This is a genomic window from Alteribacter lacisalsi (genome assembly GCF_003226345.1).
In the GTDB taxonomy this organism is placed as follows: Bacteria; Bacillota; Bacilli; order Bacillales; family Salisediminibacteriaceae; genus Alteribacter; species Alteribacter lacisalsi.
Genome location: NZ_PDOF01000001.1, coordinates 210,366 through 234,665, shown reverse-complemented (window position 1 = coordinate 234,665; position 24,300 = coordinate 210,366). Strand labels below are relative to the sequence as shown.

General features: G+C 47.9%; 25 protein-coding genes. 7 read left to right on the top strand and 18 right to left on the bottom strand.

Going from position 1 to position 24,300, the window contains the following annotated elements:
- Positions 1-20: 20 nt before the first annotated feature.
- The 8 genes from CR205_RS01090 to dnaE form a co-directional block, all read right to left on the bottom strand.
- Positions 21-425, bottom strand: coding sequence for an FxsA family protein (locus CR205_RS01090; RefSeq protein WP_110516096.1), 405 nt, complete (start codon positions 423-425; stop codon positions 21-23).
- 103 nt (positions 426-528) lie between these two features.
- Entirely contained in the window at positions 529-2,283 is a 1,755-nt protein-coding gene (gene pyk, locus CR205_RS01085; protein ID WP_110516094.1) for a pyruvate kinase, read from the bottom strand.
- A gap of 108 nt (positions 2,284-2,391) precedes the next feature.
- Complete coding sequence (gene pfkA, locus CR205_RS01080; protein WP_110516092.1) at positions 2,392-3,351, bottom strand: 6-phosphofructokinase; 960 nt, start codon at positions 3,349-3,351, stop codon at positions 2,392-2,394.
- 319 nt (positions 3,352-3,670) lie between these two features.
- The gene (gene accA / locus CR205_RS01075; RefSeq protein WP_110516090.1) at positions 3,671-4,648 is read right to left on the bottom strand and encodes an acetyl-CoA carboxylase carboxyl transferase subunit alpha; all 978 of its coding nucleotides are present in this window, start codon (positions 4,646-4,648) and stop codon (positions 3,671-3,673) included.
- Positions 4,649-4,650: 2 nt separating this feature from the next.
- Positions 4,651-5,568 (bottom strand): acetyl-CoA carboxylase, carboxyltransferase subunit beta, encoded by a 918-nt coding sequence (gene accD / locus CR205_RS01070; protein WP_110516088.1) that lies wholly within the window; start codon positions 5,566-5,568, stop codon positions 4,651-4,653.
- Positions 5,569-5,807: 239 nt separating this feature from the next.
- Positions 5,808-6,473 carry a FadR/GntR family transcriptional regulator gene (locus CR205_RS01065; RefSeq protein ID WP_110516086.1) on the bottom strand — a complete coding sequence of 222 codons (666 nt, stop codon included), beginning with the start codon at positions 6,471-6,473 and terminating at the stop codon, positions 5,808-5,810.
- Between the two features lie 67 nt (positions 6,474-6,540).
- Entirely contained in the window at positions 6,541-7,785 is a 1,245-nt protein-coding gene (locus CR205_RS01060) for an NAD(P)-dependent malic enzyme (protein WP_110516085.1), read from the bottom strand.
- A 94-nt stretch (positions 7,786-7,879) separates the two neighbouring features.
- On the bottom strand, positions 7,880-11,254 hold the full coding sequence (gene dnaE, locus CR205_RS01055) for a DNA polymerase III subunit alpha (protein WP_110516084.1): 3,375 nt from the start codon (positions 11,252-11,254) through the stop codon (positions 7,880-7,882).
- A 144-nt stretch (positions 11,255-11,398) separates the two neighbouring features.
- Here dnaE and CR205_RS01050 point away from each other — a divergent pair, with 144 nt between their 5' ends.
- The 3 genes from CR205_RS01050 (at position 11,399) to CR205_RS01040 (ending at position 12,629) form a co-directional block, all read left to right on the top strand.
- Entirely contained in the window at positions 11,399-11,737 is a 339-nt protein-coding gene (locus CR205_RS01050) for a YtrH family sporulation protein (protein ID WP_110516082.1), read from the top strand.
- Positions 11,734-12,240, top strand: coding sequence for a sporulation membrane protein YtrI (gene ytrI / locus CR205_RS01045; protein WP_110516080.1), 507 nt, complete (start codon positions 11,734-11,736; stop codon positions 12,238-12,240). Before CR205_RS01050 ends, ytrI begins: the two co-directional genes overlap by 4 nt.
- A gap of 200 nt (positions 12,241-12,440) precedes the next feature.
- Positions 12,441-12,629, top strand: coding sequence for a hypothetical protein (locus tag CR205_RS01040; RefSeq protein WP_110516078.1), 189 nt, complete (start codon positions 12,441-12,443; stop codon positions 12,627-12,629).
- Between the two features lie 60 nt (positions 12,630-12,689).
- Here CR205_RS01040 and CR205_RS01035 read toward each other — a convergent pair whose 3' ends face one another.
- Positions 12,690-13,643, bottom strand: coding sequence for a DHH family phosphoesterase (locus CR205_RS01035; protein ID WP_110516076.1), 954 nt, complete (start codon positions 13,641-13,643; stop codon positions 12,690-12,692).
- Positions 13,644-13,834: 191 nt separating this feature from the next.
- On the opposite strand from CR205_RS01035, the gene CR205_RS01030 reads away from it, so the two are divergent.
- Positions 13,835-14,155, top strand: coding sequence for a YtpI family protein (locus CR205_RS01030; RefSeq protein ID WP_161524627.1), 321 nt, complete (start codon positions 13,835-13,837; stop codon positions 14,153-14,155).
- 331 nt (positions 14,156-14,486) lie between these two features.
- Here CR205_RS01030 and CR205_RS01025 read toward each other — a convergent pair whose 3' ends face one another.
- The 3 genes from CR205_RS01025 to CR205_RS01015 all read right to left on the bottom strand — a co-directional run bounded on the left by CR205_RS01025 (position 14,487) and on the right by CR205_RS01015 (position 17,348).
- Entirely contained in the window at positions 14,487-15,797 is a 1,311-nt protein-coding gene (locus CR205_RS01025; RefSeq protein WP_110516072.1) for a CBS domain-containing protein, read from the bottom strand.
- A gap of 91 nt (positions 15,798-15,888) precedes the next feature.
- On the bottom strand, positions 15,889-16,155 hold the full coding sequence (locus tag CR205_RS01020; RefSeq protein WP_110516070.1) for a hypothetical protein: 267 nt from the start codon (positions 16,153-16,155) through the stop codon (positions 15,889-15,891).
- 506 nt (positions 16,156-16,661) lie between these two features.
- Positions 16,662-17,348 (bottom strand): metal-dependent hydrolase, encoded by a 687-nt coding sequence (locus CR205_RS01015; RefSeq protein ID WP_201745332.1) that lies wholly within the window; start codon positions 17,346-17,348, stop codon positions 16,662-16,664.
- 125 nt (positions 17,349-17,473) lie between these two features.
- Between CR205_RS01015 and CR205_RS01010 the strand changes: the two genes are divergently transcribed.
- Complete coding sequence (locus CR205_RS01010) at positions 17,474-18,571, top strand: M24 family metallopeptidase (RefSeq protein ID WP_110516066.1); 1,098 nt, start codon at positions 17,474-17,476, stop codon at positions 18,569-18,571.
- A 63-nt stretch (positions 18,572-18,634) separates the two neighbouring features.
- Here the strand turns inward: CR205_RS01010 and CR205_RS01005 are convergent, their stop codons facing one another.
- The 3 genes from CR205_RS01005 to CR205_RS00995 all read right to left on the bottom strand — a co-directional run bounded on the left by CR205_RS01005 (position 18,635) and on the right by CR205_RS00995 (position 20,202).
- Positions 18,635-19,009: a hypothetical protein gene (locus CR205_RS01005; RefSeq protein WP_110516064.1), complete on the bottom strand. Its 375-nt coding sequence runs from the start codon at positions 19,007-19,009 to the stop codon at positions 18,635-18,637.
- 42 nt (positions 19,010-19,051) lie between these two features.
- Positions 19,052-19,822 carry an SDR family oxidoreductase gene (locus tag CR205_RS01000; RefSeq protein WP_110516062.1) on the bottom strand — a complete coding sequence of 257 codons (771 nt, stop codon included), beginning with the start codon at positions 19,820-19,822 and terminating at the stop codon, positions 19,052-19,054.
- Between the two features lie 188 nt (positions 19,823-20,010).
- A complete protein-coding gene (locus CR205_RS00995; RefSeq protein ID WP_110516060.1) occupies positions 20,011-20,202 on the bottom strand; it encodes a hypothetical protein in 192 nt (63 codons plus the stop codon).
- Between the two features lie 130 nt (positions 20,203-20,332).
- Between CR205_RS00995 and CR205_RS00990 the strand changes: the two genes are divergently transcribed.
- Positions 20,333-20,788, top strand: a complete 456-nt coding sequence (locus tag CR205_RS00990; RefSeq protein WP_110516058.1) for a universal stress protein — start codon at positions 20,333-20,335, stop codon at positions 20,786-20,788.
- Positions 20,789-20,801: 13 nt separating this feature from the next.
- Positions 20,802-21,122, top strand: coding sequence for a hypothetical protein (locus CR205_RS00985; protein ID WP_110516055.1), 321 nt, complete (start codon positions 20,802-20,804; stop codon positions 21,120-21,122).
- Here the strand turns inward: CR205_RS00985 and CR205_RS00980 are convergent.
- The 3 genes from CR205_RS00980 to CR205_RS00970 all read right to left on the bottom strand — a co-directional run bounded on the left by CR205_RS00980 (position 21,105) and on the right by CR205_RS00970 (position 24,230).
- Complete coding sequence (locus CR205_RS00980; RefSeq protein ID WP_161524626.1) at positions 21,105-21,947, bottom strand: EcsC family protein; 843 nt, start codon at positions 21,945-21,947, stop codon at positions 21,105-21,107. The two genes, CR205_RS00985 and CR205_RS00980, sit on opposite strands and share 18 nt — an antisense overlap.
- A gap of 20 nt (positions 21,948-21,967) precedes the next feature.
- Positions 21,968-22,906, bottom strand: a complete 939-nt coding sequence (locus tag CR205_RS00975) for a 3'-5' exoribonuclease YhaM family protein (RefSeq protein WP_110516052.1) — start codon at positions 22,904-22,906, stop codon at positions 21,968-21,970.
- Between the two features lie 136 nt (positions 22,907-23,042).
- Entirely contained in the window at positions 23,043-24,230 is a 1,188-nt protein-coding gene (locus CR205_RS00970; protein WP_110516049.1) for an acetate kinase, read from the bottom strand.
- Between the last annotated feature and the right edge of the window lie 70 nt (positions 24,231-24,300).

Sequence of the window (24,300 nt, the reverse complement as noted above, 5' to 3'; positions counted from 1 at the left end):
AATCACCGTTCACAATACAGTCAGTACCTGCGTCCGCCCCGGTAAAACACCACGTTCCCGGATCTGACGGAGCGCTCAAACACTCGCTGCAGAAATGCCTTAAACGATGCCCTTGTCTGCGGGATCAGGAGGAAGAAACCGAATACATCCGTAATAAAACCAGGTGTAAGCAATACGACACCACCGATAAGAATACATATCCCGTCAAGAAGGACTCCGCCGGGAACCTGGCCCTGGGCCGTCTGCATCTGGGCTGTACGAATGGCGTTAAGGCCTTCCCGTTTTGCAAGTGCTGCCCCTAAAATTCCTGTTGCAATAATCAATAGAATTGTAGGAATAATCCCTATTGTATTTCCTGAAAGTACCAGCACCACTATTTCCAGAGCAGGTACGACAATTAACAGAAGTAATAATATCTTCCACATAGCTATCTTCTCCTTTATCGTTCACAGCCTAAAAATAACATAAAAAAAGGCCCGGCACCAGTGCGGGCAGTCAAGTGCCCCGTGATGCCGGGTTTTTATCTTTTTACAATACGCTTGCAACACCTTTGTAAATGTTGCCGTGGCTGCCGTCCACTGTAATTTCGTCTCCATCTTCGAAGAGATCAGTCGCGTTTTCCACACCAACAATGACTGGAATTCCAAGATTCAGTCCCACTACAGCTGCGTGGGAAGTAAGTCCGCCCTGTTCAGTTACAACAGCAGCAGCTTTCTCAAAAGCCTCCATCATGTCCCGATCGGTATTTGGTGTCACGAGAATCGCGTCTTCTTCCATTTTGGAGAGCGCTTCATTCCCATCTTTTGCTACAACTACTTTACCGGAGCGCGTTTTGCGTCCGATGCCCTGTCCTTTTGCAGCAACTTCACCCACAACATGGACCTTCATGATGTTTGTCGTTCCTCGTTCCCCGACAGGAACACCCGCAGAGATAATCACAAGGTCTCCATGGTTTACAAGGCCGCTTGCAAGAGATTCTTCTACAGCAGTGGAGAACATTTCATCCGTAGTAGTTGCTTTTTTACCAAGCTGCGGATAGACGCCCCATACAAGGCAGAGAGAGCGGCATACACGCTCGCTGTGGGTAATGGCCACAATCGGGCTCTTCGGACGGTATTTGGACACCATACGGGCTGTATGACCGCTTTCTGTAGCCGTCAGGATGGCAGAGGAATTCAAATTCAGTGCCGTGTGGGCAACACTCTGGCTGATCGAATCTGTGATTGTCTGCTCACTTTCACGGCTGCGGCGGCGAAGAATGTCTTCATACTTCAAGGCTGTTTCTGCTTTGCGGGCAATGTTATTCATCGTCTGTACGGATTCCACCGGGTATGTTCCTGCAGCTGTTTCTCCGGAAAGCATGATCGCGTCAGTACCGTCAAAAATTGCATTTGCCACGTCACTCGCTTCCGCACGAGTCGGGCGTGGATTGCGCTGCATGGAGTCGAGCATCTGCGTAGCCGTAATAACCGGCTTTCCGAGACTGTTGCACTTTTTGATCAGTTCCTTTTGAACAAGAGGAACGTCCTCTGCTGGAATCTCAACACCAAGGTCTCCACGAGCTACCATCAGGCCGTCGGAAACTTCAAGAATCTCATCAATGTTGTCGACACCTTCCTGGTTTTCGATCTTTGGAATGATCTGAATATGCTCAGCGTTGTGTTTCTCAAGAAGCTCACGGATTTCAAGAACATCTGATGCACGGCGCACAAAGGAAGCAGCAATAAAGTCAACGTCCTGCTCAATTCCGAACACGATGTCGTTGGCGTCTTTTTCCGTAATTCCCGGAAGGTTAACACTTACACCAGGTACGTTTACACCTTTTTTATTTTTCAATGTGCCGCTGTTTACAACTTCAGTTACAAGCTCATTGTCACTGATGGATTTCACGCGGAGCTCAATAAGACCATCGTCAAGCAGGAGTATGGACCCTTCATGAACATCATCCACAAGGCCAGGGTACGTAACAGAAATTTTGTTTGCATTCCCTGTTACTTCTGTCATGGAAACAATGACTTCCGTCCCCTGAACAAGCTCTGCTTCTCCGCCTTCAAGAGTCTGGGTACGGATTTCAGGACCTTTCGTATCAAGCAGAATCGCTACTTTTTCCCCTGTTTCTTCTGAAACTTCACGGATACTCCGGATACGGGCACCATGTTCTTCAAAATCTCCGTGAGAGAAATTCAGACGGGCTACGTTCATGCCTGCCTCGATCAGATTTGTCAGTTTTTCAGGTGATTCACTTGCTGGGCCAATCGTACAAACTATTTTAGTTTTTCTCATATTCATCCTCCTCGGGTTGGTTCCTTACTTGATATATCATTTCAACTGACCGCAGGAAAGCCAGGACACGCAGGTCCCGGCAATCGCATTGTCAGTTTTGCAGTATCCTTAAATGGACAGTTCCTGTGACAGCTTGTACATTTCTGCATCGATCTGATGCTCCCGTGACAAGGCATCTGCAATGTCATGGGCGACGAGAATGTTTTTCTCGATTCCGACCATTTTCCCTTCCTGGCCGTCAATAAGAAGTTCAACTGCCTTTGCGCCAAGTCGGCTGGCGAGAACTCGGTCAGCTGCAGTCGGCGAACCTCCGCGCTGAATGTGGCCGAGTACAGTCACGCGTGTTTCAAAGCCTGTTTTTTCCTCAATTTCATTCCCGATATCCACTCCGGAACCGATTCCTTCTGCCACAATAATAATACTGTGTTTTTTCCCGCGGTCGGCACCACGCTTAAGACGGCTTACCACGTCGTCCATATTATATTCCACTTCGGGAACAAGAATTGTTTCCGCTCCGTCTGCCAGTCCGGACCAGAGGGCAAGATCTCCGGCATCGCGGCCCATGACTTCTACAACGTACGTACGCTCGTGGGAAGTAGCAGTATCACGGATTTTATCAATCGCATCGATAACTGTGTTCAAGGCGGTGTCAAAGCCGATCGTATAGTCAGTACCAGAGATATCGTTATCGATTGTACCTGGCACACCGATTGTCGGGAATCCATGTTCAGTTAGCTTGCGGGCTCCCTGGAATGAACCGTCTCCTCCAATTACGACAAGTCCTTCGATACCAAACTTGTTCAGTTGTTCAATACCCTTTTTCTGCCCTTCCAATGTCTTAAATTCCTCACATCGGGCTGTATGAAGCATCGTGCCTCCCCGGTGGATAATATCCCCCACCGATCCGAGTTCCAGTTTTTCAATCTGGCCGTTTATCAGGCCGGAATAACCCTGGTAGATCCCGTATACTTCAATATCATGATAAATGGCTTTACGGACGACCGCGCGGATAGCCGCGTTCATTCCCGGCGAATCCCCACCGCTGGTCAAAACTCCTATGCGTTTCATCTATTCCATTCACCTCGTCTGAATTCTTTCAATATTTATTGGTCTGGCTCTGTTAAAGTCAGTTGCTGATTTCCGCTAAGTTGTTCCAATCAACTATATTAAAAATCAAAACTGAGATCCAACACAGCCGTCGGTAAATAAAGAAACATCATTTCCTTATCAATTTCCATACTCCGGAAATTTTGTTCAGCTTTTCTTATCCTGTCCCTGATTCATTTTTATACTCAGCAGTAATTAAAATAACACTGTCAAAATCGTATTGCAACAAGGATTCACGGCAAACAAAACAGCCGTCCTGCGGGGAGGATGGCTGTTTTGTTTAGTTACCGGCATTGGTACCGTTTACATAGTCGTAAGGTCCGATGCGATTAAATTTTTCGTAACGTTTTTCAACGATGGTTTCCCGGCTGATTTTTCCAAGTTCTTCGAGTGCCTGCTCGAGTGTTTCATCAATCGAACGTGCCTGCTGCTCCACATCTCTGTGGGCGCCGCCCCGGACTTCAGGGATGATCCCGTCAATCAGTTCGAGCTCTTTTAGATCAGGTGCCGTAATTTTCATCGTTTCTGCAGCTCGCTGAGCCTGGCCTGCGTCCTTCCATAAAAGGGCAGCCGCTCCTTCAGGCGAAATAACGGAGTAGGTGGAGTTCTCAAGCATGAAAATACGGTCCCCTACGCCAAGTGCAAGGGCGCCGCCGCTTCCGCCTTCGCCAATAACGATACACACAACCGGCACGGTAAGTCCTGCCATTTCCACAAGGTTACGTGCAATGGCTTCGCTCTGCCCCCGTTCCTCAGCAGCAATACCGGGATAAGCCCCTTTTGTGTCAATAAAATTGATGATCGGCCGATTGAACTTTTCCGCCTGCTTCATCAGTCGCAGTGCCTTACGGTATCCTTCAGGGTGCGGCATACCGAAATTTCGGCGCAGATTTTCCTTCGTTCCTTTTCCGCGCTGATGGCCGATTACGGTTACCGGACGCCCTTTGTATTTTGCAATTCCGCCGACAATCGCTTCATCGTCACCATAAAGCCGGTCGCCGTGAAGTTCAAGAAAGTCAGTAAACAGGCGGTCGATGTAATCATGGGTTGTTGGACGGTTGTTGTGCCTTGCGATCTGCACCCGGTCCCACGGACTCATATTGCCGTAAATATCCTCCTCGAGCTGTTCGAGACGGGATTCAAGCTTTTCAATTTCACCTGACAAGTCGATTTCCTTTTCAGCTGTAAAAACTTTCAGTTCTGCAATTTTCGTCCGCAGTTCCGTGATCGGTTTTTCAAATGGTAAATCTTCCGCCATCGTTACTTCACCTCCTGTTCTTCCGCTTTGAATGCAGGCTCTTCGGCAGCCTCCTGATTCATTTCACTCTCCTCAGCGGGTGCATGGATGCTGAGAATTGTTTTCAGTGTTGCTTTAAGGTTCTTACGCTCCACTACTTTGTCCAGCTGACCGTGTTTAAGTAGAAACTCCGCTGTCTGGAAATCTTCGGGCAGTTCCTGGCGAATCGTCTGCTCGATAATTCTCCGGCCCGCAAAACCGATCAGCGCTTTAGGCTCAGCGAGATTAATATCTCCTAAAGAAGCAAAACTGGCAGATACACCACCGGTAGTCGGATGAGTCATAATCGATACAAACAGACCACCGTGATCCCGCAGTTTGTGAAGGGCCGTGCTTGTCTTCGCCATCTGCATCAGGCTGAATACGCCTTCCTGCATACGTGCGCCGCCGGAAGCAGCGAACATGATAAACGGCAAGTCTTCTTCGATTGCCCGTTCAATTGCCCGGTTGATTTTTTCACCCACAACGGACCCCATACTGCCCATACGGAAACGGGCATCCATGACGCCGACAACGGCAGGGTAACCGTCAATTTTTCCTTTCCCTGTTACAATGGCCTCATTGAGCCCTGTATTTTCACGGTCTTTTTCGGACTTTTGTTTATAAGAAGGAAAGTTCAGCGGGTCTTTTGCAATGATATTCTGATCAAATTCAATAAAGGTGCCTTCGTCAAACAGCGTATCCATTCGGTCATACGCGGTAAGCCGGTGATGAAAACCGCATGAATCACATACACTCAGGTTCTTTTTCAGTTCCTTTGTATACATGATGCTCTTACACTGGGGACATTTCGTCATTAGACCTTCAGGCACTTCCTGCTTTGCTTGTTCTGAAGGAATCGTGGCATATTTCTTCTTCTTTGAAAACAGATCCCGTAGCACAATCTCACCTCATTTGTCTTGACGTACTCTCCATATTCAAAAACCGCATTGCTGCGCCTTTGTTTCTTGTTCAGCCTTCTTCCGCCGTGAGCGGTTATGACACTTATGACCTCTACGCAGCCAATGAGAATAAAAGAAAATAATAACAGAATAAAGCGCTGCGTAAATTTTTTCCATCATAACACTGTTAAACAGGCGAATTCAAGGTAGTTTGTGCCCTGATTATCGACGCACAACGGTTAGAAACGACTGTTTTCGAGATGTTTTTTCAGCATATTTACTGCTTCTTCTTCATCTTTTCTGCGGACAGCTTCGAAAATGCCGGAATGCTCTGCAATAGCATTCTCTGCCCTGCCGCTCCGTGACAGGGATTCCCTAAGGGCCACCTTGCTGTATTCAACAAGCGGGCGCCAAATGTTCATCATCAGTTGATTTCGGCACGATTCTACAAGTGTTTTATGGAACAGGTAGTCCTGTTCAACCGGCAGCTCGCCGTCTGACCAGGCTGCTTTGGATTCTTCAATAATCCTTCCGAGTCTGGCAAGCTGTTCCTCACTTATTCGTGAACAGGCAAGCCTGACAGCTTCAATCTCAATAATGGCTCTTGTCTCCGTTACATCCTGCCTTGCCCTTGTTTCCCTAAGGAAGAAACCGGCAAGAATTTCGGCAAGACGGTGACCTCCTGCGCGCTGAATAAACGTGCCCTCCCCTTTACGGGTTTCAATCAGATCAAGCAGTTCCAGCGCTCGCAGGGCTTCCCGTACCGAAGACCGGCCAGCCTGCAGCCTTTCAGCAAGTTCACGCTCGGATGGCAATTTATCACCAGGAAGCAGATTGTCTTCATGGATAATCCGGTCAAGCTCTTTAAGTATGTTTAAATACACCTTGCCTGGTGGTGAGGTCATTTCAGTCCACCTCTTTCCTTGACGGTACATAGGAAGAGGGCGTCCGGACAGTTCCGGACCCCTGCCATTATGACTCCTTGTCGTCTATAAGTGTCAGCTGTTTTGTTTTCTGCTCAACAGCTTGAGGGTCGACTTTTCTTCTCGCCACTCCTGTTTCCATCGCAGCCACAGCTACATTCCTTGCAACAGCAGGTGCGACACGGGTATCAAAAGGTGCCGGAATGACGTAATCGGCATTCAGTTCCTCATCGGATACCAGATCGGCAATCGCCTTGACGGCCGCCACTTTCATTTCCTCATTAATGTGAGTGGCATATACGTCAAGTGCGCCGCGGAAAATACCCGGAAACGCAAGAACGTTGTTTACCTGGTTAGGAAAATCAGAACGACCGGTTCCGATTACGCTTGCGCCGGCCTCTTTTGCCTCATCCGGCATAATTTCCGGATCCGGATTCGCCATAGCAAAAATAATCGGGTCGGGGTTCATACTCTGAACCATTTCCTTTGTAAGGGCCCCTTTTACCGAAACGCCGATAAATACATCTGTTCCAGTAATCACGTCGCCGAGGCTTCCATCGAGCTTGTCTTTGTTCGTTACCTGAGCCATCTCGTGTTTCAGATCATTCATTCCCTGAGGACGCCCTTCGTAAATGGCACCCTTGGAATCGCACAGGATGATATCCTTGCAGCCCATGCTCAGCAGAAGCTTGATGATCGCAATACCTGCTGCTCCAGCTCCGTTGACGACAACCTTAATTTCCGCCATGGATTTCCCTGTAATTTTAAGGGCATTTCGAAGACCAGCTGCCGTTACAATCGCTGTGCCGTGCTGATCATCGTGAAATACCGGAATGTTCATTTCCTTTTTCAGACGTTCCTCAATTTCAAAACAGCGCGGTGCTGCGATATCTTCCAGATTCACGCCTCCAAATGTAGGCTCCATCAGTTTAACTGTATTGACGATCTCATCGACATTGGTCGTATTTAAGCAAATTGGAAAAGCATCCACTCCGGCAAATGATTTGAACAGAACCGCCTTGCCCTCCATTACGGGAAGAGAGGCTTCAGGTCCAATGTTGCCAAGCCCTAAAACGGCCGTACCGTCTGACACAACGGCCACCATATTTCCTTTCATCGTATATTCGTATACCGACTGCGGATCTTCAAAAATCGCTTTGCACGGTTCCGCAACACCCGGTGAATAAGCAAGCGACAAATCCTGAGCGTTTCTAACTGCTACTTTTGAAACTGTCTCCAGTTTCCCTTTATGCACCCGGTGCATATGTAAGGCTTCTTCTCGCAGCGTCGCCATTCTCCCACTCCTTTATATCCCATTCTTCTGATCTTGAGTGGTCTGACCACTCTGAAACAATCTTTATTATAACAAATCGCGCGATGATATACACCTATTGTTGTTTAAGTACCACATTTTTATCACCCAGAAGCACACCAAGGCGTGTCAGAAGCCCTTCATCACCGGAAACCTGCCACGTTTCATCCAGGCGGAAAGCTTTCTGTTTTGTTTCGTCGTACACTACCACAGGGATGTCCCCTGGATCATCTTTGAGCAGGCGCTGCAGGCGCTGACGGTAGCCCTGATCCTGATGTTCCGCGTCAAGTTTCAGGTACAGAATTTCCATAGGCTTCTCCTGCTTCTTCTTCAAGGACTCCAGCGGTCCAGCTTTTTCTGCATTTATTTTCATCTCACCTTTATGAAGGCTTGTTTTCCCCTGGATAAAAACGAGCGCGCCACTGTCCATCAAGTGGCGATGTTTCGCGAACGTTTCCGGGAAAAACGTGACTTCTACATCTCCCGTTTCATCAGACAAAACGGCAAAAGCCATCTGCTGTCCTTTTTTTGTCTTGATAACCTTGATGCTTTCAATGAGTCCCGCGATCCGGACAGAGGATCGTTCTTTTTCAATTCCCTGCACGCTGCTGATCATCGTGCGGCTGTATTGCGCCAGCACCTCTGCATATGGTGTGACCGGGTGATTGGTCGCGTAAAAGCCAAGCACCTGCTTTTCAAACTGAAGCAGCTCCTGTTCCCCGAATGGCGGCACGTCGTAGTAGTCCGGTTTTGCCACTTCATCCTTGAACAGTGCCGGTTCTTCCGAGTCCCTGAACGATTCGCCGTACTCCATCGCCTGATCAAGACTGGCGAGAAGCCCGGCTCTATGCATTCCGAATTCATCGCAGGCTCCGGACACAATCAGGGCTTCAAGCGCTCTTTTCGGAAGAAATCTTGCAGGGATGCGGGCGCACAGATCAAAAAGATCCTCAAATGGACCGAGCCGGCGTTCTTCGAGAATCGCGGAAATCGCCTGCACCCCGACATTTTTGATTGCCTTCAGTCCTATTACAATAGCATTTCCTTCGGCTTTAAATCTGGCCCCGCTCCGGTTGACAGACGGACCGGCAATTCCGATTCCCTTCTTTTTTGCCTCTGATATATACTCGGCCATTTTTTCCTGATGGTGAAGAACGCCGGACAGGAGCGCTGTTAAAAATGAAGCAGGATAGTTGGCTTTCAAAAAGGCAAGCTGATAGGCAATCACACTGTAGGCGACCGCATGACTGCGAGGGAAACCGTACTCGGCAAAACGGACAATCAGGTCGTAGACAAGGTCTGCTTCTTTTTGGGAGTATCCCTTTTTTAACGCTCCTCTGACAAAAGAGGTTCGTCCATCCTCAAGAGCCTGACGGTTTTTCTTGGAGACGGCTCTACGGAGCAAGTCTGCTTCCCCGAGTGAGAACCCGGCCATCCGGGAAGCGATCTGCATAATCTGCTCCTGATAGATAAGCACCCCGTATGTTTTATCCAGAATCGGTTTCAGATCCTCGTGAGGGTATCCTATCTTTTCCTCTCCATGCTTGCGCCGGATGTACAGGGGGATGTTCTCCATCGGACCCGGCCTGTAAAGGGCGTTAACAGACACAATATCTTCAAACTCGGTTGGTTTGAGCCGCTTAAGCACGCTTTTCATGCCCGATGATTCGAGCTGGAAGACCCCGCTCGTATCTCCCTCACTTAAGAGAGCGAATGTACGGCTGTCGTCAAACGGGATTGCAGCAATATCAATTTCCTTACGATGGTCTTCTTTTACGAGGCGGACAATGTCCTTAATAAAACTCAGATTGCGCAGACCGAGAAAATCCATTTTCAGAAGTCCCATCTCTTCCAGAATTCCCATTGGATACTGGGTAATGCGGATTTCTCCGCTGCCTGTCTGAACCGGAATCACATCGGTTAAGGGAGCTTCGCTGATTACCACGCCGGCCGCATGAACAGAAGTATGTCGAGGGAGTCCTTCTATCCGGCGGGCAGTTCTGAACAGCGTGCCTGCATCCTCCTCTTCGTCAACAAGCTTTTTTAACTCCGGCACTTCGTTTACTGCTTCCTGAAGGGTTATATTCGGTCGTGACGGAATGAATCGGGCCATTCTGTCGACCAGGTACTGGGGGGTCCCCATAACCCTGCCCGCATCACGGATAGCCGCTTTTGCTGCAAGGGTTCCGTAGGTTATTATCTGAGCAACATGATCCGATCCGTATTTAGCAGCAACGTATTGAATTACCCGATCACGTTCATCATCGGGAAAATCGATATCAATATCGGGCATCGAAACCCGTTCGGGATTTAAAAACCGTTCAAACAGGAGATCATACTTGATCGGATCCACATCCGTAATTTTGAGCACATAAGCGACGATCGAACCTGCAGCAGATCCCCGGCCCGGTCCTGTCAAAATCCCCTGGCTGTGGGCATAGTCCATAAAATCCCAGACAATGAGAAAGTAGTCTTCGTATTTCATATTCGTTATGACGGAAAGTTCGTAGTCGAGCCGTTCCTTTACAACGGAGTCAGGATCTTGGCCGTAACGTTCGGCAAGGCCCTTTTCACACCGTTCTCTCAAGAACGCAGCAGCCGTTTTTCCGGCGGGGACGGGGTACTTTGGAAAATAGGATCCATCAAAGCGGATTTCCGCCTCACACATGCCGGCAATTTCCACAGTCCGGTCACATGCCTCCTGCCAGGAGGAGAACAGTTTCCTCATTTCTTCGGGAGATTTCAGATAAAACTGATCGGACGAGCAGCGGTCAGGCAGCTCCTCAAGGGTTTCTCCACGTCCAATCGCTCTGAGCACCATGTGAGCCTGGTGGTCCTGGGGAGAAAGAAACTGCACGTGGTTTGAAGCCGTAAACGGCAGACTTCCTCCGCGAGATTTGTTCCATTCATTCAGCTTCAGTAGAAGCTCCTTTTCCTCCGCCCTTTCGTGCTGCTGAAGCTCTATGTATACGCCGTCTTCCCCGAAAACGGTCTTGAGTTTAGCCAGCATCTTCTCGGCTCCGGCGGTGTCACCGTCATCGATCCGTGTCTGGACCGGCCCGCCTTCAAAGGGAGACAGTGCGACTACCGCTTCTTTCTCCACCTCATTGAGCTTCTTCACCGAAACGGCAGGCTGTCCTTTTTCCATCTGATCGTAAGCAGCAGCTGTAAGCTTCATGAGCCGTTTTAATCCCTGATTGTTCCTGGCAATCAGGACAAGCGGAAATTGTTCCTCCCCATCTTTAAAAACAAGCTCAGTTCCCAGGAGCGGTTTGATCCCTTCCTTTCTGCATGCTTTAAAAAAGGGAACAGCGCCGTACATGCCGTTCAGATCCGTGAGGGCAAGTGCCGGCATCCCCATATTTTTTGCAGCTGTCACAAGGGCTTCCACTTTCCCTGCACCGTACAGGAAACTGTATTCACTATGAACATGCAGGTGGACAAAACTCATTTCTATTCCTCCTTTCCGAATTCTTTGTATCCTCATTGTAACGCAAACGCATGTTTGCAGCACACAATAATTCACACATAACTTCCGGCCTCGTCCATACATATGTAGTAAAGGCTTAAACAGGATCGCCTGAGGTCCGGAGGGATGAATATGGATAAAGATTTTCTTGCTACGCTGATTATCGACTTTTTCGTTGCATTTGGTGTGATTATCGGCGGTACCATTCTCGGGGGAATCGGTGCCTACCTGATCGGCAAACCTCCCCTTTCCATTATGCACGACCTTGCTTCAAGTCTTAAGATCTGGGCCCTTGTGGCGGCTATCGGGGGCACTTTTGACGCGATTTCAAGTCTGGAACGGGGCATTTTCGAAGGCACACACGCAGATATCTTCAATACAGGCCTGATGATTTTCGCAGCTCTCTGCGGTGCTCACAGCGGAACGGTGCTTATACAGTGGCTCACCCAGGAGGGAATGAAATGAGAATCCCTCCTCTTTATCGTGAAAAAAGCTGGCAGCGTTTTACAGCAGGTGTTATTCTCGGCATGCTGATCGGCTGGCTCTTTTTTTTGTACAACTTCGGGTACGTCTACGACAAGCTCATTATGGAAATCGGAAAACAGCGGACGACGATTGAAAATCTTGAAAACACAATTGACATACTCCAAAAGGATCAGGATGAGATGAACAAGGAGAATCAGGAAAAATTAACGGTTCAGACGATTCGTGTAAACTTCGTTAACGAACGGGAAGTTAATTTGAGTGAATTGACGATCTTTGAGCTGCGAAGTGCAGTCGAAAGTGAGCTGGAACTCATTAAAAACAAAAGCATCGAGACGGTCTTCTCCTCCCGTGAGCTTTTAAAAAAAGCAATCGAGAATAAAACCTTCCGAATCAATAATGATAAAAAGTACCAGCTTAAAATTGAAAACTTCATGGTTTATACGACAACAGAGGTTGATATCAGTATTCACGCGGCTGATTAAACATGCAGGCTGGTTTAAGTTCTTTGATTGCAGGGTACCGTAAAGAGGGTATGGATGATTATGTCATTTATATGAACTTTGACTAAGCTTTACGTTCCCCTATGCAAATAGGGTATAATAAAAGAAAGAACATCCGTGACTTTCACCAGACAGCCTGCTAAGGCATAATATATAAATAGCGACAAGGAGGTTCAGCAATTATGAAGATTATGAGCAGAAGTAAACTGGCAAAGGAAAAGATCAGAAATATTGAGGCCGGGTTTTCAGCATTTGCGGAAACCGAGGAATTAACTGCCCTGATCCGCAAAGAAATCTCTGAATTGAACCTCGACGTGATTGAAGAAGAAACCGAATTTGGTTCCTGGTTTATCCCGAAAAAAAGAGCGTGACGCGCCTGACAGGCAGCGTCCGCTCTTTTTTTGCTGTGTGAAGCGTTATCAAAGCAGCAGTTACGCCTGCTTCTCAGGATAGTTCCTGCAAAGTTGATCCAGTTCGCCCAGAAGCGCGTCTGTTTCCTCCCAGGAATAGGCTGATGCTCCTGATGCCATAGGATGTCCGCCTCCGTCATATCTGGAAGCCAGCTCGTTGACCGCCGGCCCCTTTGAACGGAGACGGACCCGGATTACCTCTTCTTCCTCCACAAAGAATACCCAGGCTTTTACCCCCTGTATGGATGAAAAAGCATTTACAAAACTCGCTGTCATAGATGCGGTTACCCCGAATTCCTCCAGCTTTTCCTTCGTAAGTTTGATATAGGCCACCCCGGACGGAAGCATCTCTGCGTTGGAGAGCACATAGCCTTCCGTTCTGACCAGGTCAATTGGCTTTTCGTACATAGCCTCATAAAGATCCGGTCTTGAAAAGTTGTAACGGATCAGTTTACCTGCACTGGCAAACGTTTTTTCCGTTGTGTTCGGGTGGCGGAAGCGGCCGGTGTCCCCGACAATCCCTGCATAGAGAAGCCTGGCCCCTTCATCTGTAAGTACCGCACCATCCTTCTCCCATACTTCAAACAGTTCAAACACCATCTCGCTTGTCGAGCTGGCATCTGTATCCACCCAGGACAGATCCCCGTAGGTGTCCACTTCCGGATGATGGTCAATTTTTACGAGGGTGTTCCCGAGATGGAACCGTTCATCTTCAATACGGGGCTGATTCGCCGTATCACACACAATGACAAGGGAATCCTCGAAATCTTCATCCCGTACCTCGTCCATCTGAATCAAATACTGAAATTCACTGTCGTTCTCTCCGGTTATGAGCACCCGTTTATCAGGACAGGCTGCCTGAATGATTTCACGAAGCCCCCCTTGTGACCCGATTGCGTCAGGATCAGGGCGGACGTGCCGGTGAATTATGATGGTCTGGTGTTTTTTTATCTGTTCAATAATGGCTGTTATCATTTACAGAACTCCTGTCCGTTCAGATTCAGAATATAGTTTTAGGTTATCCCAAAACCTTCTATGTGACAATGCCCCGGTTTTCCTTGATTCCAAAAGCATCATTGTGCTATTTTTACAATAGAACAACTTCAGTGTCACTGAACAATCAGTCGGTTCCAGAAGGAGCCCCTGAAATAAAGGAGACATCATTTATGTTTTTAACGATCATGATCGTCGTGTCGTTCGTTCTTTTTGTTTATTTCAAGGTCCAGCAGACGAGATCACGCGGCGTGATGGAGGGTAACTGGTATGCCTCCAAAGCCAGTATTGCTGTTGGAATTGCCATCGGTTCATTTGGATTAAATGCAATGATTCTTTACGGAACGACGATTTCCACTATTGTCGGCGTCATCTTCATTGCCTACGGTGGTATTAATGTTTTCTTTGGAATTCGTAACTACCGGGCATTCCTTCCCGCTGCACAGAAGGAAGCGGAAGCGATCCGCCAGCAGGAAGAACAGCCTTCAAAATAAAACCCTAAAACAGCCTCCGGCATTTTGCCGGAGGCTGTTTTTATGATTGTAAGTTCTTCGTATGTGTATTTCAGTGACTCTGAAAAAGTTTATTGTTGATTGCAGAGAACGCGCTCCCTTTACGCGGGCACCGCTTCAACCTCCTCGGGAAAAACGCCATGCGGGGTCTTCAGGCGGCGCTGTTCCCGCAGGAGTGTCGCGCGTCCGCTGCAATCAACTTTTGAGTAATCAACATCGAGCTTTAACACAGCTATGTCATTAAGTACAGGCTTTTCGTTGCAGACGGACGTTTTCCGCGGGCAGGGCCTCAGCCAATCCCGGAACCTGCCTGTTATCTGTCAATCAGCTGAGCCATCAGCATCGCTTTGCCGACAATCTGGTTTTCGTGATAGATTTCCACATCTACTTTTCCAAATTTCCGGCCGACTTCGAGGACTTTAGGATAAATCCGCATCTCACTGTCGATCTGGACAGGCTTGATAAAGAAGATCGTCATGTTTTCCACAACAAGATCGCCTTTTTTGTATTTCTTCAGTACCCGGCTTCCCGCCTCCGTTACAACCGTCGTCACTACACCGTAGGATACGGTGCCGAGATGATTTGTCATCTGTGGTGTGACTTCCAGGCGGAACGCATGCTCCTGCGGAGTGGAGATGTCTTCAAAATGCCGTGTCACAAGGTCCTCAATCGTTTCTCCGACCTGAGGCTGCCGCTGAATCATCTGGAGGGCTTTGAGTACATCCTGCCGGCTGATTACTCCGAAAAGCTTTCTATTGGCATCCGTCACCGGCAGAAGCTCAATCCCTTCCCACACCATCCGGTGCGCGGCCGAAGCAACAGATGTTTTCGTTGTAACCGCAATCGGCTGCCGTGTCATGACCTTTTCAATTTCCGTAAACAGTCCGACACCCATCACATCCTTTGCCGTCACCATTCCAAGAAGCTTTCTATCCGATTCCTGAATGACCGGATACCGGCTGTGGCCTGTCCGTTTGTTCAGTTCGTGCCATTTTTCAACCGTATGGGCATCTGTCATCAGATACGTTCTCTCGAAAGGAATCAGTATGTCTTCGACAAGAAGGATTTCCTTTTTTATCAGCTGGTCATAGATCGCACGGTTGATCATCGCCGCAACAGTAAACGTGTCATAGCTCGTCGACATGATTGGAAGCTCAAGCTCGTCCGCCAATGCCTTCACTTCGTCGTTTGTCTCAAATCCGCCGGTGATTAACACAGCAGCGCCGGCTTCAAGGGCCAGCCTGTGCACCTGCTCCCTGTTACCCACAATGAGAAGGTTCTCCGGCTCTACATAACGCATCATCGCTTCCGCCTTCATAGCACCGATGACAAATTTGCTGAGCGTTTTGTAAAGGCCGTTTCTGCCTCCCAGCACCTGGCCATCGACAATATTAATGACTTCCGCAAATGTCAGTTTTTCAATGTTCTCTTTCTGCTTTTTTTCGATACGGATTGTGCCCACCCGTTCGATCGTACTTACAATCCCCTGATTTTCTGCGTCCTTAATAGCCCGGTACGCTGTTCCTTCACTGACCTGAAGCGTTTTGGCAATCTGCCGGACGGAGATTTTGCTGCCAACTTCAAGTGACAGGATATGCTGAAGTATCTGTTCATGTTTAGTCATCCCTTTTCCCACCTCGAAAGAGCTGTTTCACTCTTTTCTTTAAACTGTACTAATACAAGTATACGTTTATAGGAAAAGGGTTTCAAGCGGTTCAGTAGGTTTCCCGCACTTTTTTTCTCCCTCTGTTACTCCCTGCCTTTGTTTCCCTGTTTCTCTCCTGCTCCTGCTGGTTCTCCTTATCGCGCTCCACAAGCCAGCCATAAACGTTCCCCCCGAGTACGAGAAGGGCAAATGCGATCCAGGCATAGGCAAACCAGGCTCCTAGTCCGCCTGTCTCGGAAAAAGGCAGCCGGGGAAGGGCAAGATAAACGATAAGGAAGGCAAGAAGAATACAGAGGAATAACCGTGAACTTTTCATCATACATCACCTCGCTACAGTGTATGACTTGTCCGTCCTGGTGAGAACGTTTCTTTTAACTGTGCCTGTTTGAATTTTACTCTCCTTATTTTCGTTTACTTGTACTTGAATCAATTTTATAATGCCTCGTTCAAAAAAGCAGAATTGAACAGGATTTCATTACTATCTTTAATATTGCTTCGCAATACACTATTCAGCCTCCATGCCCTTCGCTTTCCGCGGCGGTGGCGCTGAGCCTCCTCGGCTGCGCCTGTGGGGGGTCAGCCTGCCAGACCACTGCCGCAGGAGTCTTCAGGCATACCGGCTGAATAGGTGGTTTGATCATATAATGTTAAAAAGGTTTTATGCAGCATGTGAAATGGCTGAGCCTCTTTGTTTGAGCTTTAACGTAAAGTTTCATGCCGTTATAAATCATAGTGACCACATTGAAATGAACTTTAGCACGCCTGAACCGGAAACTTCCATAAAAAAAGAGCCCCCGCAGGAGGCTCTTTCACTAAATGCTTTTACAGCTCCATCTCATCACCTGGATTCATCACAACGCCGGCTCCACCTGGCAGGGCCTGGACAAATGAATCGGGATTCTGCTCGATAACAGGGAACGTATTGTAATGAACCGGAATGACTTTTCTGGCTCCGATCCATTCGGCAGCCAGTGCCGCGTCATCTGGTCCCATCGTAAAATTATCGCCGATCGGCAGGAATGCCGCATCAATATCATAACGCTCTCCGAGTATTTTCATATCGGAAAAGAGAGCCGTATCTCCTGCATGATAGACTGTTTTACCTTCTGCAAATAACAGGATACCAGCCGGCATCCCTGTATACACGATCCGCTGGTTTTCTTCCTCTGTGTAGGCTGAGCCGTGGAAAGCCTGCGTCAGTTTGACCCGTCCAAAGTCAAACTCGTGGGCTCCGCCGATATGCATCGGGTGGGTATTAACTCCCTGCCAGCCGAGGTAGGTGGCCAATTCAAAAGGAGCGACCACGAGGGCGTCGTTACGCTTGGCAATTTCCACTGTATCGCCCACATGGTCATTATGTCCGTGGGTCAGGAGGATCACGTCCGCTTTAACTGAATCTGCATCCAGATCTGTTGTGTCATTTCCATTGATGAAAGGATCAATCAAAATCGTTTTTCCGTTCGTTTCAATCTTTACAATTGAGTGTCCATGGTACGACAGCTTCATCATTCTCACTCCTGTTTAATAGTTTTTTCGAGACATCTACTTAATACCCTTCCACCGCTCCGTTCATGCATGGGATTTATGATAAGATGAGGTCAGAGAGTAAACAAACCGTACAGGAGGTCATGATTATGGATAAGCGGCATCAGATGATCAGAAAATGGATGGAGGAAAACAACGCGGACGTGCTGTTCCTGCAGACACGGCCGAACGTTTTTTATACGACAGGATTTGATACGGATCCTCATGAACGCCTCGTTGGCTCATGTCTTTTCAGACAAAACGATCCGTTGGTTGTTTGCCCGGGAATGGAAATCAATCAGGTAAATGAGGTCTTTCATAAAGGTAGCGCCGCCGGCTACAGCGATACGGACAATCCCTGGGAGCTGCTGAAGAAAGAATGGACTTCCCGCGTGGAAAATATCCGTACCATCGCTGTCGAAAGAGACATTTCATGGGAACGTTTAAAAGAACTTCAGCGTGCTTTTCCGGAAGCTTCTTTTATCGAAGCAAATCCTGTTCTTGAGCAGGGGCGTCTACTTAAAACAGAAGAAGAGGTGGCTTTGCTTAAAGAAGCAGCGGCTCTTGCTGATTTTGGTGTGGAAACGGGAATTGCAAACCTGCGCGAAGGCATCACCGAGATGGAAGTCCTCGCAGCGATTGAATATGAGCTTAAGAAAAAAGGTGTCCGGGAGATGGCTTTTTCGACCATGGTTCTTTTCGGTGAAAAAGCAGGTGATCCTCACGGGAACCCTGGAACAAGAAAGCTGAAGAAGGGCGACGCAGTGCTGTTTGACCTGGGCGTGATCTGGAAAGGATATGCTTCGGACATTACCCGTACAGTCTTTTTCAATCATGTGACAGACGAAAATCAGGCAATTTATGAAACAGTGCTTGCCGCCCAGAAAGAAGCGCTTAGTCTCTGCCGTCCCGGAACACCAATTGGCAAACTGGACCGGACCGCACGCGGCGTTATCTCAGCCCGCGGCTACGGAGAGTATTTCCCTCACCGTCTCGGCCACGGTCTCGGTATTGAAGTTCATGAATTTCCTTCCATGCATGCAAACAATGACGATCCTCTGCAGGAGGGAATGGCTTTTACCATCGAACCTGGCGTGTACATTCCGAATCAGGCCGGTGTAAGAATAGAAGATGATGTCTACATCACCTCTTCCGGCCATGTAACGTTCACTTCTTTCCCAAAGGAACTTCAGATCGTAAAGGCATAGTATAAAAAAAGGTCCCGGAAAGCGTCTGTACTCCATACCGGGACCTTTGTGCGTTCCCTTGCTTCAATCCCTTTTCCAGCCCCACGAAAACAGGCAGCGGTCACGGTCAAGTGCCACGATTCTAAGTGACTCCAGGTCGGTCCAGCCTTCTTTTTTCAACACATCCACCACGTCCTCTGCTGAGGGACTCTCAGACAGCGACAGGGCCGTCACCAGATGAGTGACTTCCTCTCGTGCACGCTCGCCTTTTTTAACAGAAGTTCCTTCTTCCACTTCGAAACGGTCAGGATTTTTGTATTCCCATTCATATTCGACGCCGCCCGACTGAACTGTAATCGTAATTTCGCTGTAGAGCAGCAGATCTTCCTCACCACCAGCATAAGCGTCAGGAGCATAAACCATCACTGCCATAATGGCAGCAGCTATCAGTATTCTCATCTTTTTCACCTCTACCGTCATTTTGAGGTGAAACTGGTAAAATTATTCGTTCGAGTATCGGTGTTTATGCAGAACATCCACACCTCCGGTCACTTCTATGACCGTCCCTGTGATCATATCGCTGTTATTATCGGCAAGAAATAAAACGGTTCTCGCAATATCCTCTCCGGTTCCCGAGCGGCCTACTGGCGTTTTAGAATCAGGTAAAGCTCTCGCATCAGCAATCGATGACTCTTTCATGGAACCGGTAATTTCACCCGGACAGATCATATTCGCTGTGATTCCGTACTCTGCCTCTTCAATTGAAATCGACTTTGTCAGGGAAACGAGCCCGGCCTTGGCAGCCGCAAAAGCAGACCGGTACAGCCATCCTGGAGCATGCTCAGCACCCTGAAACCCGTATGTAATAATTCTGCCGAATCCGTGCTCACGCATCACAGGAACAATACCCTTTAAAAGGTGGAAAGCCGAAGTCAGATTTCCGCTGATCATGGCATGCCACTCATCTTCTGTGTAGTCCATTAATTTTTTCCGTTCAAAAATGTAAGGTCCTGCGTTCAGAACAAGAATATCAATTTTCCCCCAATGTTCCAGGGTGTGAAGTGTCATGTTTTTTAAATCCTCTTCTCTCAGCAGATCACCCTGAACGAAGTCATACCTTCCTTCATAAGCCGACAGATCACGATCCAGTGATGCCGCTGCTTCTCCGTCACTCCGGTAGTGGATTGTCACACTGCACCCTGACTGGAGGAGCTTTTCAGTTACTTTTCTGCCAAGTCCTTTTGTACCTGCTGTAACGAGTGCGTGACGCATAATCATCCACTTTCCTTTCCCAGTAAGTACATTATATTATACTAAAGATCGGAGCAGAGTAAAAAAGGAAAGTCCTACGGTCTTCATAAGTCCCCCTGCAGCTTAAGGTTTAGTAACCCTTTTACAGCATTATGTAAAACACCCGAAGAGCCATTCCTCCCGGGCGTCAAAAAAAGGAAAAAACGGCGTTATTTTTTCCGTTTTTTCTTATTCTTTTTTTCACTCTGCTTCTCATCCTGATGAGGCTCCTGAGCCATCTCTTCGTTGTAGGTCTCGTGCTCCGGTGAATGCTGATAGTAGGAATCCATAAGCTGGTTATGAGTCGCCGTTTCTCCTTCATTGTCATAAAGTCCGGCAGACATCTTTGTTTTTTTCGGCATGTGCGCACACCTCCTTTTCTTTCCGTTAGTATCTGTCACATAATTGTCTTTTATGAAGAGCCAGGAGCGTTTGGACAGACGAAAACGGTGGAAAAAGAATGGTATACTACCCTAAAGGAGGCTGAATTCCATGGCTATTCGATACCAGAATATTCTTGTCGCCGTCGACGGGTCAGATGAAGCGCAGATCGCTCTGAGGAAAGCCAGTGAACTGGCAAAGGAATACGGCAGTACTCTGTTTATTACACACATTGTGGACACTCGGGCCTTTGCCTCGGTCGAGTATTATGACCGGACCATCGCAGCAGAAGCTGAAGAATATGCGTCCGCCATGCTCGAACGCTATAAAAAAGCTGCCCTGGAAAATTCAGACGTCACCAATGTGAAGCTCATAACCGACTACGGGTCTCCAAAAGTAAAAATCGCAAAAGAAATTGCAACAAAACACCAGATTGACCTGATTGTAACCGGTGCCACAGGCCTGAATGCAGTCGAACGGTTTCTCATCGGAAGTGTCTCGGAGTACATTACACGCCATGCAAAATGCGACGTTCTGATCGTACGAAGCGAACCGGCAGACAAGTAAGAAGGTGAGTCACATGAAGTCACATTTCAGATACGATACCAGGCTGGGAATTGATGTTCCTGCGCTGACAATGGAATGGGGTTCCCTTGAATGCACGGAACAAAGCTTCATCCTTGAAAAGTGGGAGAAAGTCAGGGGCAGCATTCCGGACCGGATTGCAGGCATTGAAAAAATAATTGAAAAAAAACAGCAGGCTTTGTACGAAGAAGAAGACTTCGAACAAAGCTGCCGTTTAAACAGTGAAATTGCTGAACTTGCTTCAATCGTAAATGATCTGTGGATCTGGTATAGATCCGGTGAGCACCTGTCTGTTGAATCAAGGCTTCATACGTAGTTTTTCAGTGAGATGCCGCTTCTGATAAAACTGATGTGCCGCTTCGGCTACCTGTTTTGTGAGCTGATAGTTATACGCAGCGCCTGTAAAGATACTGAACAGGGGGATTCCCTGCACAAGCTTTTTTCTCAGTACCGTCAGAACGAACAGCTTCGTTACGTTCTGGAGTGGGCGCTGCATCCACGCATCTGTTACCACGCTGTCTTCCCCGTCATAAAAAATCCAGTCTTCGTCCGCTGAACCGGCTTCATGCTCAAGCTGCGACCAGGCTTCGTACTGCAGATGCCTCGGAAGCGTAACCACATGAAACACTTTAAGGACAAACATCATTTCGTAAGGTTTTCTCATATCGTATCCATACGTCATAGCAATTCGCTGTATCGTCCGCAGATTAATCGCAAGCAGAAGCGGAAGATCACTAAGTGTAAACAGAACCCCTCCAAAACCGGTCACCCCGCCCTGGGCGAGAGCGACAAGTCTCTGCTTGGCGAGTTGTTTGCGGGCCATAAATCTGAGTTGATCAATAGACAGTTTTTTCAGATCTTCGATTTCCCTTATATCCGAACGAAAGACCCTCGCTTCTGTAAGCAGGTACTCGACTGTCTGTTTCTCGTAACGCGTCTGCTGCAGTGCCGACTGGACATGAAACAGAACGTCATCAACCGCTGTCAGCAATTTGCCTTTCCATTTTCCTTCTGCTGCTGCATAGACCTCATTCATCCATTTATGATATGTAAGTGTAAGGTCCGATCCTGCTTCTTCAAAGTAGGAATCTTCCCACGCCCGGATTTCCTCAAGGATCTTTTCTTCTCTTGTATTGCTCATCATCAAGCCCCCTGCACTTATTAATTGGTTTTCATTTTCCGTTTAAACAGAGGATGATACTGCCAGCCTCCCTCAGTCTCCCCTTTTCCCATCTGAATCGCATTGAGCTTAGCATCGAGTTCCTCGACTGCGTTAAAGAAAACCGCTTCTGGAAGCTTTCCTGAAACCGCACTCCCAAGTCCTTTTTCTGTATCTCCATACTGGCTGAGAATACAGTGTTTTAACGCAGTAATTTCTTCATTCTGGCTCGAAATCCCTGCTTCAAATGCCGCTTCATTTATCATTTCCACACTCATGACCAGATGCCCCATCAGTTCCCCTTCTTCTGTATATTCCGGCGTAATTGGATCATCAATGGAACGGGTCTTTCCGATATCATGAAGCAGACAGGTGGTCAGAAGAAGATCTTTATTCAGGTGCGGGTAAACGGCCAGAAGCTGCAGTGTTGCATGGCAGAGGGATACAGTGTGCTCGAGCAGACCTGCGTAATAGGCATGGTGCATAACCTTTGACGCAGGGATCGTGGTCAGTTTATCTCTAACTTCCTTCTTTCCAAACAGCTTTCTCAATATTGCGCCATAAGCGTCATTTTGAACATCATCAATGACCATGCGCAAGTCCTGCCATAATTCTTCTCTCGGTGTAGCAGATTTTTGGACCAGACTCTGCAGTTCCACCTTGTCTTCATCTGACGCAATTCGGACACGGTTAATCTGCAGCTGCTTCCTTCCACGGAACAGCCGTACCTGGCCGTCAATTTTCAGAATGGTTTTTGCATGAACAGCAGCTTTCTGCTGTTCTGTAATGTCCCAGATTTTTGAAGGGATCGTACCTGTTGCGTCACCGAGGAGCAGATCCATATACTCGTCCCCGTTCACAGCAACCCGGATTTCACATTCCTTAACAAGAAAGAAACCGACCAGGCGTTCTCCTTCCTGTACGTTCGCAATCGTTTTCACATCTATTCCTCCTACGGGGTGCGGACTCTGCCTTTATTATACTATTTCACCGTGATTAAAAAAGTATTAACCTCCTGCATACATAACAAAAAAAGAACCGGAATGAGTACTCATTCCGGTTCCGGCAGGACTAATGTTATTTTGAAAGACGCATTGTATCCCGTGCAATCATCACTTCTTCATCAGTAGGAATCACAAGCACTTTTACAGGTGAGTGAGGATAGTTGATGAAGGCTTCCTCACCACGAACCTGATTCAGGGCCGGATCCCAGTAGATTCCCATAAACTCAAGGCCTTTCAGTACAGCTGCACGGATGGTATCGCTGTTTTCCCCGATTCCCGCTGTGAAAATAACTGCATCAAGGCCGTGCATACGGGCTGCGTAGGAACCGATATATTTGTGGATACGGGATGTGAACACGTTCATGGCAAGTTCCGCACGGTCATTTCCTTCGTTTGCTGTTTCTTCTATATCACGAAGATCACTCGAGAAGCCGGAAAGAGCAAGCATACCACTCTTCTTGTTGAGAACCTGAATCACATCTTCCGCACTCATACCGGTCTTATCCATAATATAAGGGATCAGTGCCGGATCAATGTTTCCTGAACGGGTGCCCATCGTCACACCGGCAAGAGGTGTGAACCCCATGGAAGTGTCGATGGATTTACCGCCGTCAATGGCCGCTATACTCGCGCCGTTTCCAAGGTGACATGAAATCAGACGGAGCTGGTCGAGCGGACGCCCGAGCATTTCAGCAGCCCTCTCGGATACATATTTGTGGCTCGTACCATGGAAACCGTATTTACGAATGCCGTACTTTTCATAGTACTCGTAAGGCAGGCTGTAAAGATAGGACTGTTTCGGCATAGTCTGGTGGAAAGCTGTGTCAAAAACAGCGACTGCCGGCACGTTTGGAAGAACTTCACGAAACGCTCGGATTCCTACCAGGTTTGCCGGGTTGTGAAGCGGTGCCAGCTCAGACACGTCTTCAATTCCCTGAATGACATCGTCTGTAATCAGGACGGAATCGTTAAATTTTTCCCCGCCGTGAACGACACGGTGGCCAATCCCTTCGATTTCATCAAGTGATTCAATGATCCCGTAAGAGGTCAGTTTATCGAGTAGAATTTTAACAGCCTGGGCATGATCTTCGATGTCAAGGATGTCTTTCTTCTTTTCTCCATCGACTTCAATTGAAAAAACAGAGTCGTTTAATCCGATCCGTTCAACGACACCTTTTGTTACAACTGTTTCTTCAGGCATTTCGAGCAGCTGAAATTTCAGCGACGAACTCCCTGCATTTATAGCAATAATCTTGGACATGATTGATCCGCTCCTTCAATGTATACCTTCGCTCTGATAAGAGGTGGGATTAGGAAATCCCCAAAACTGT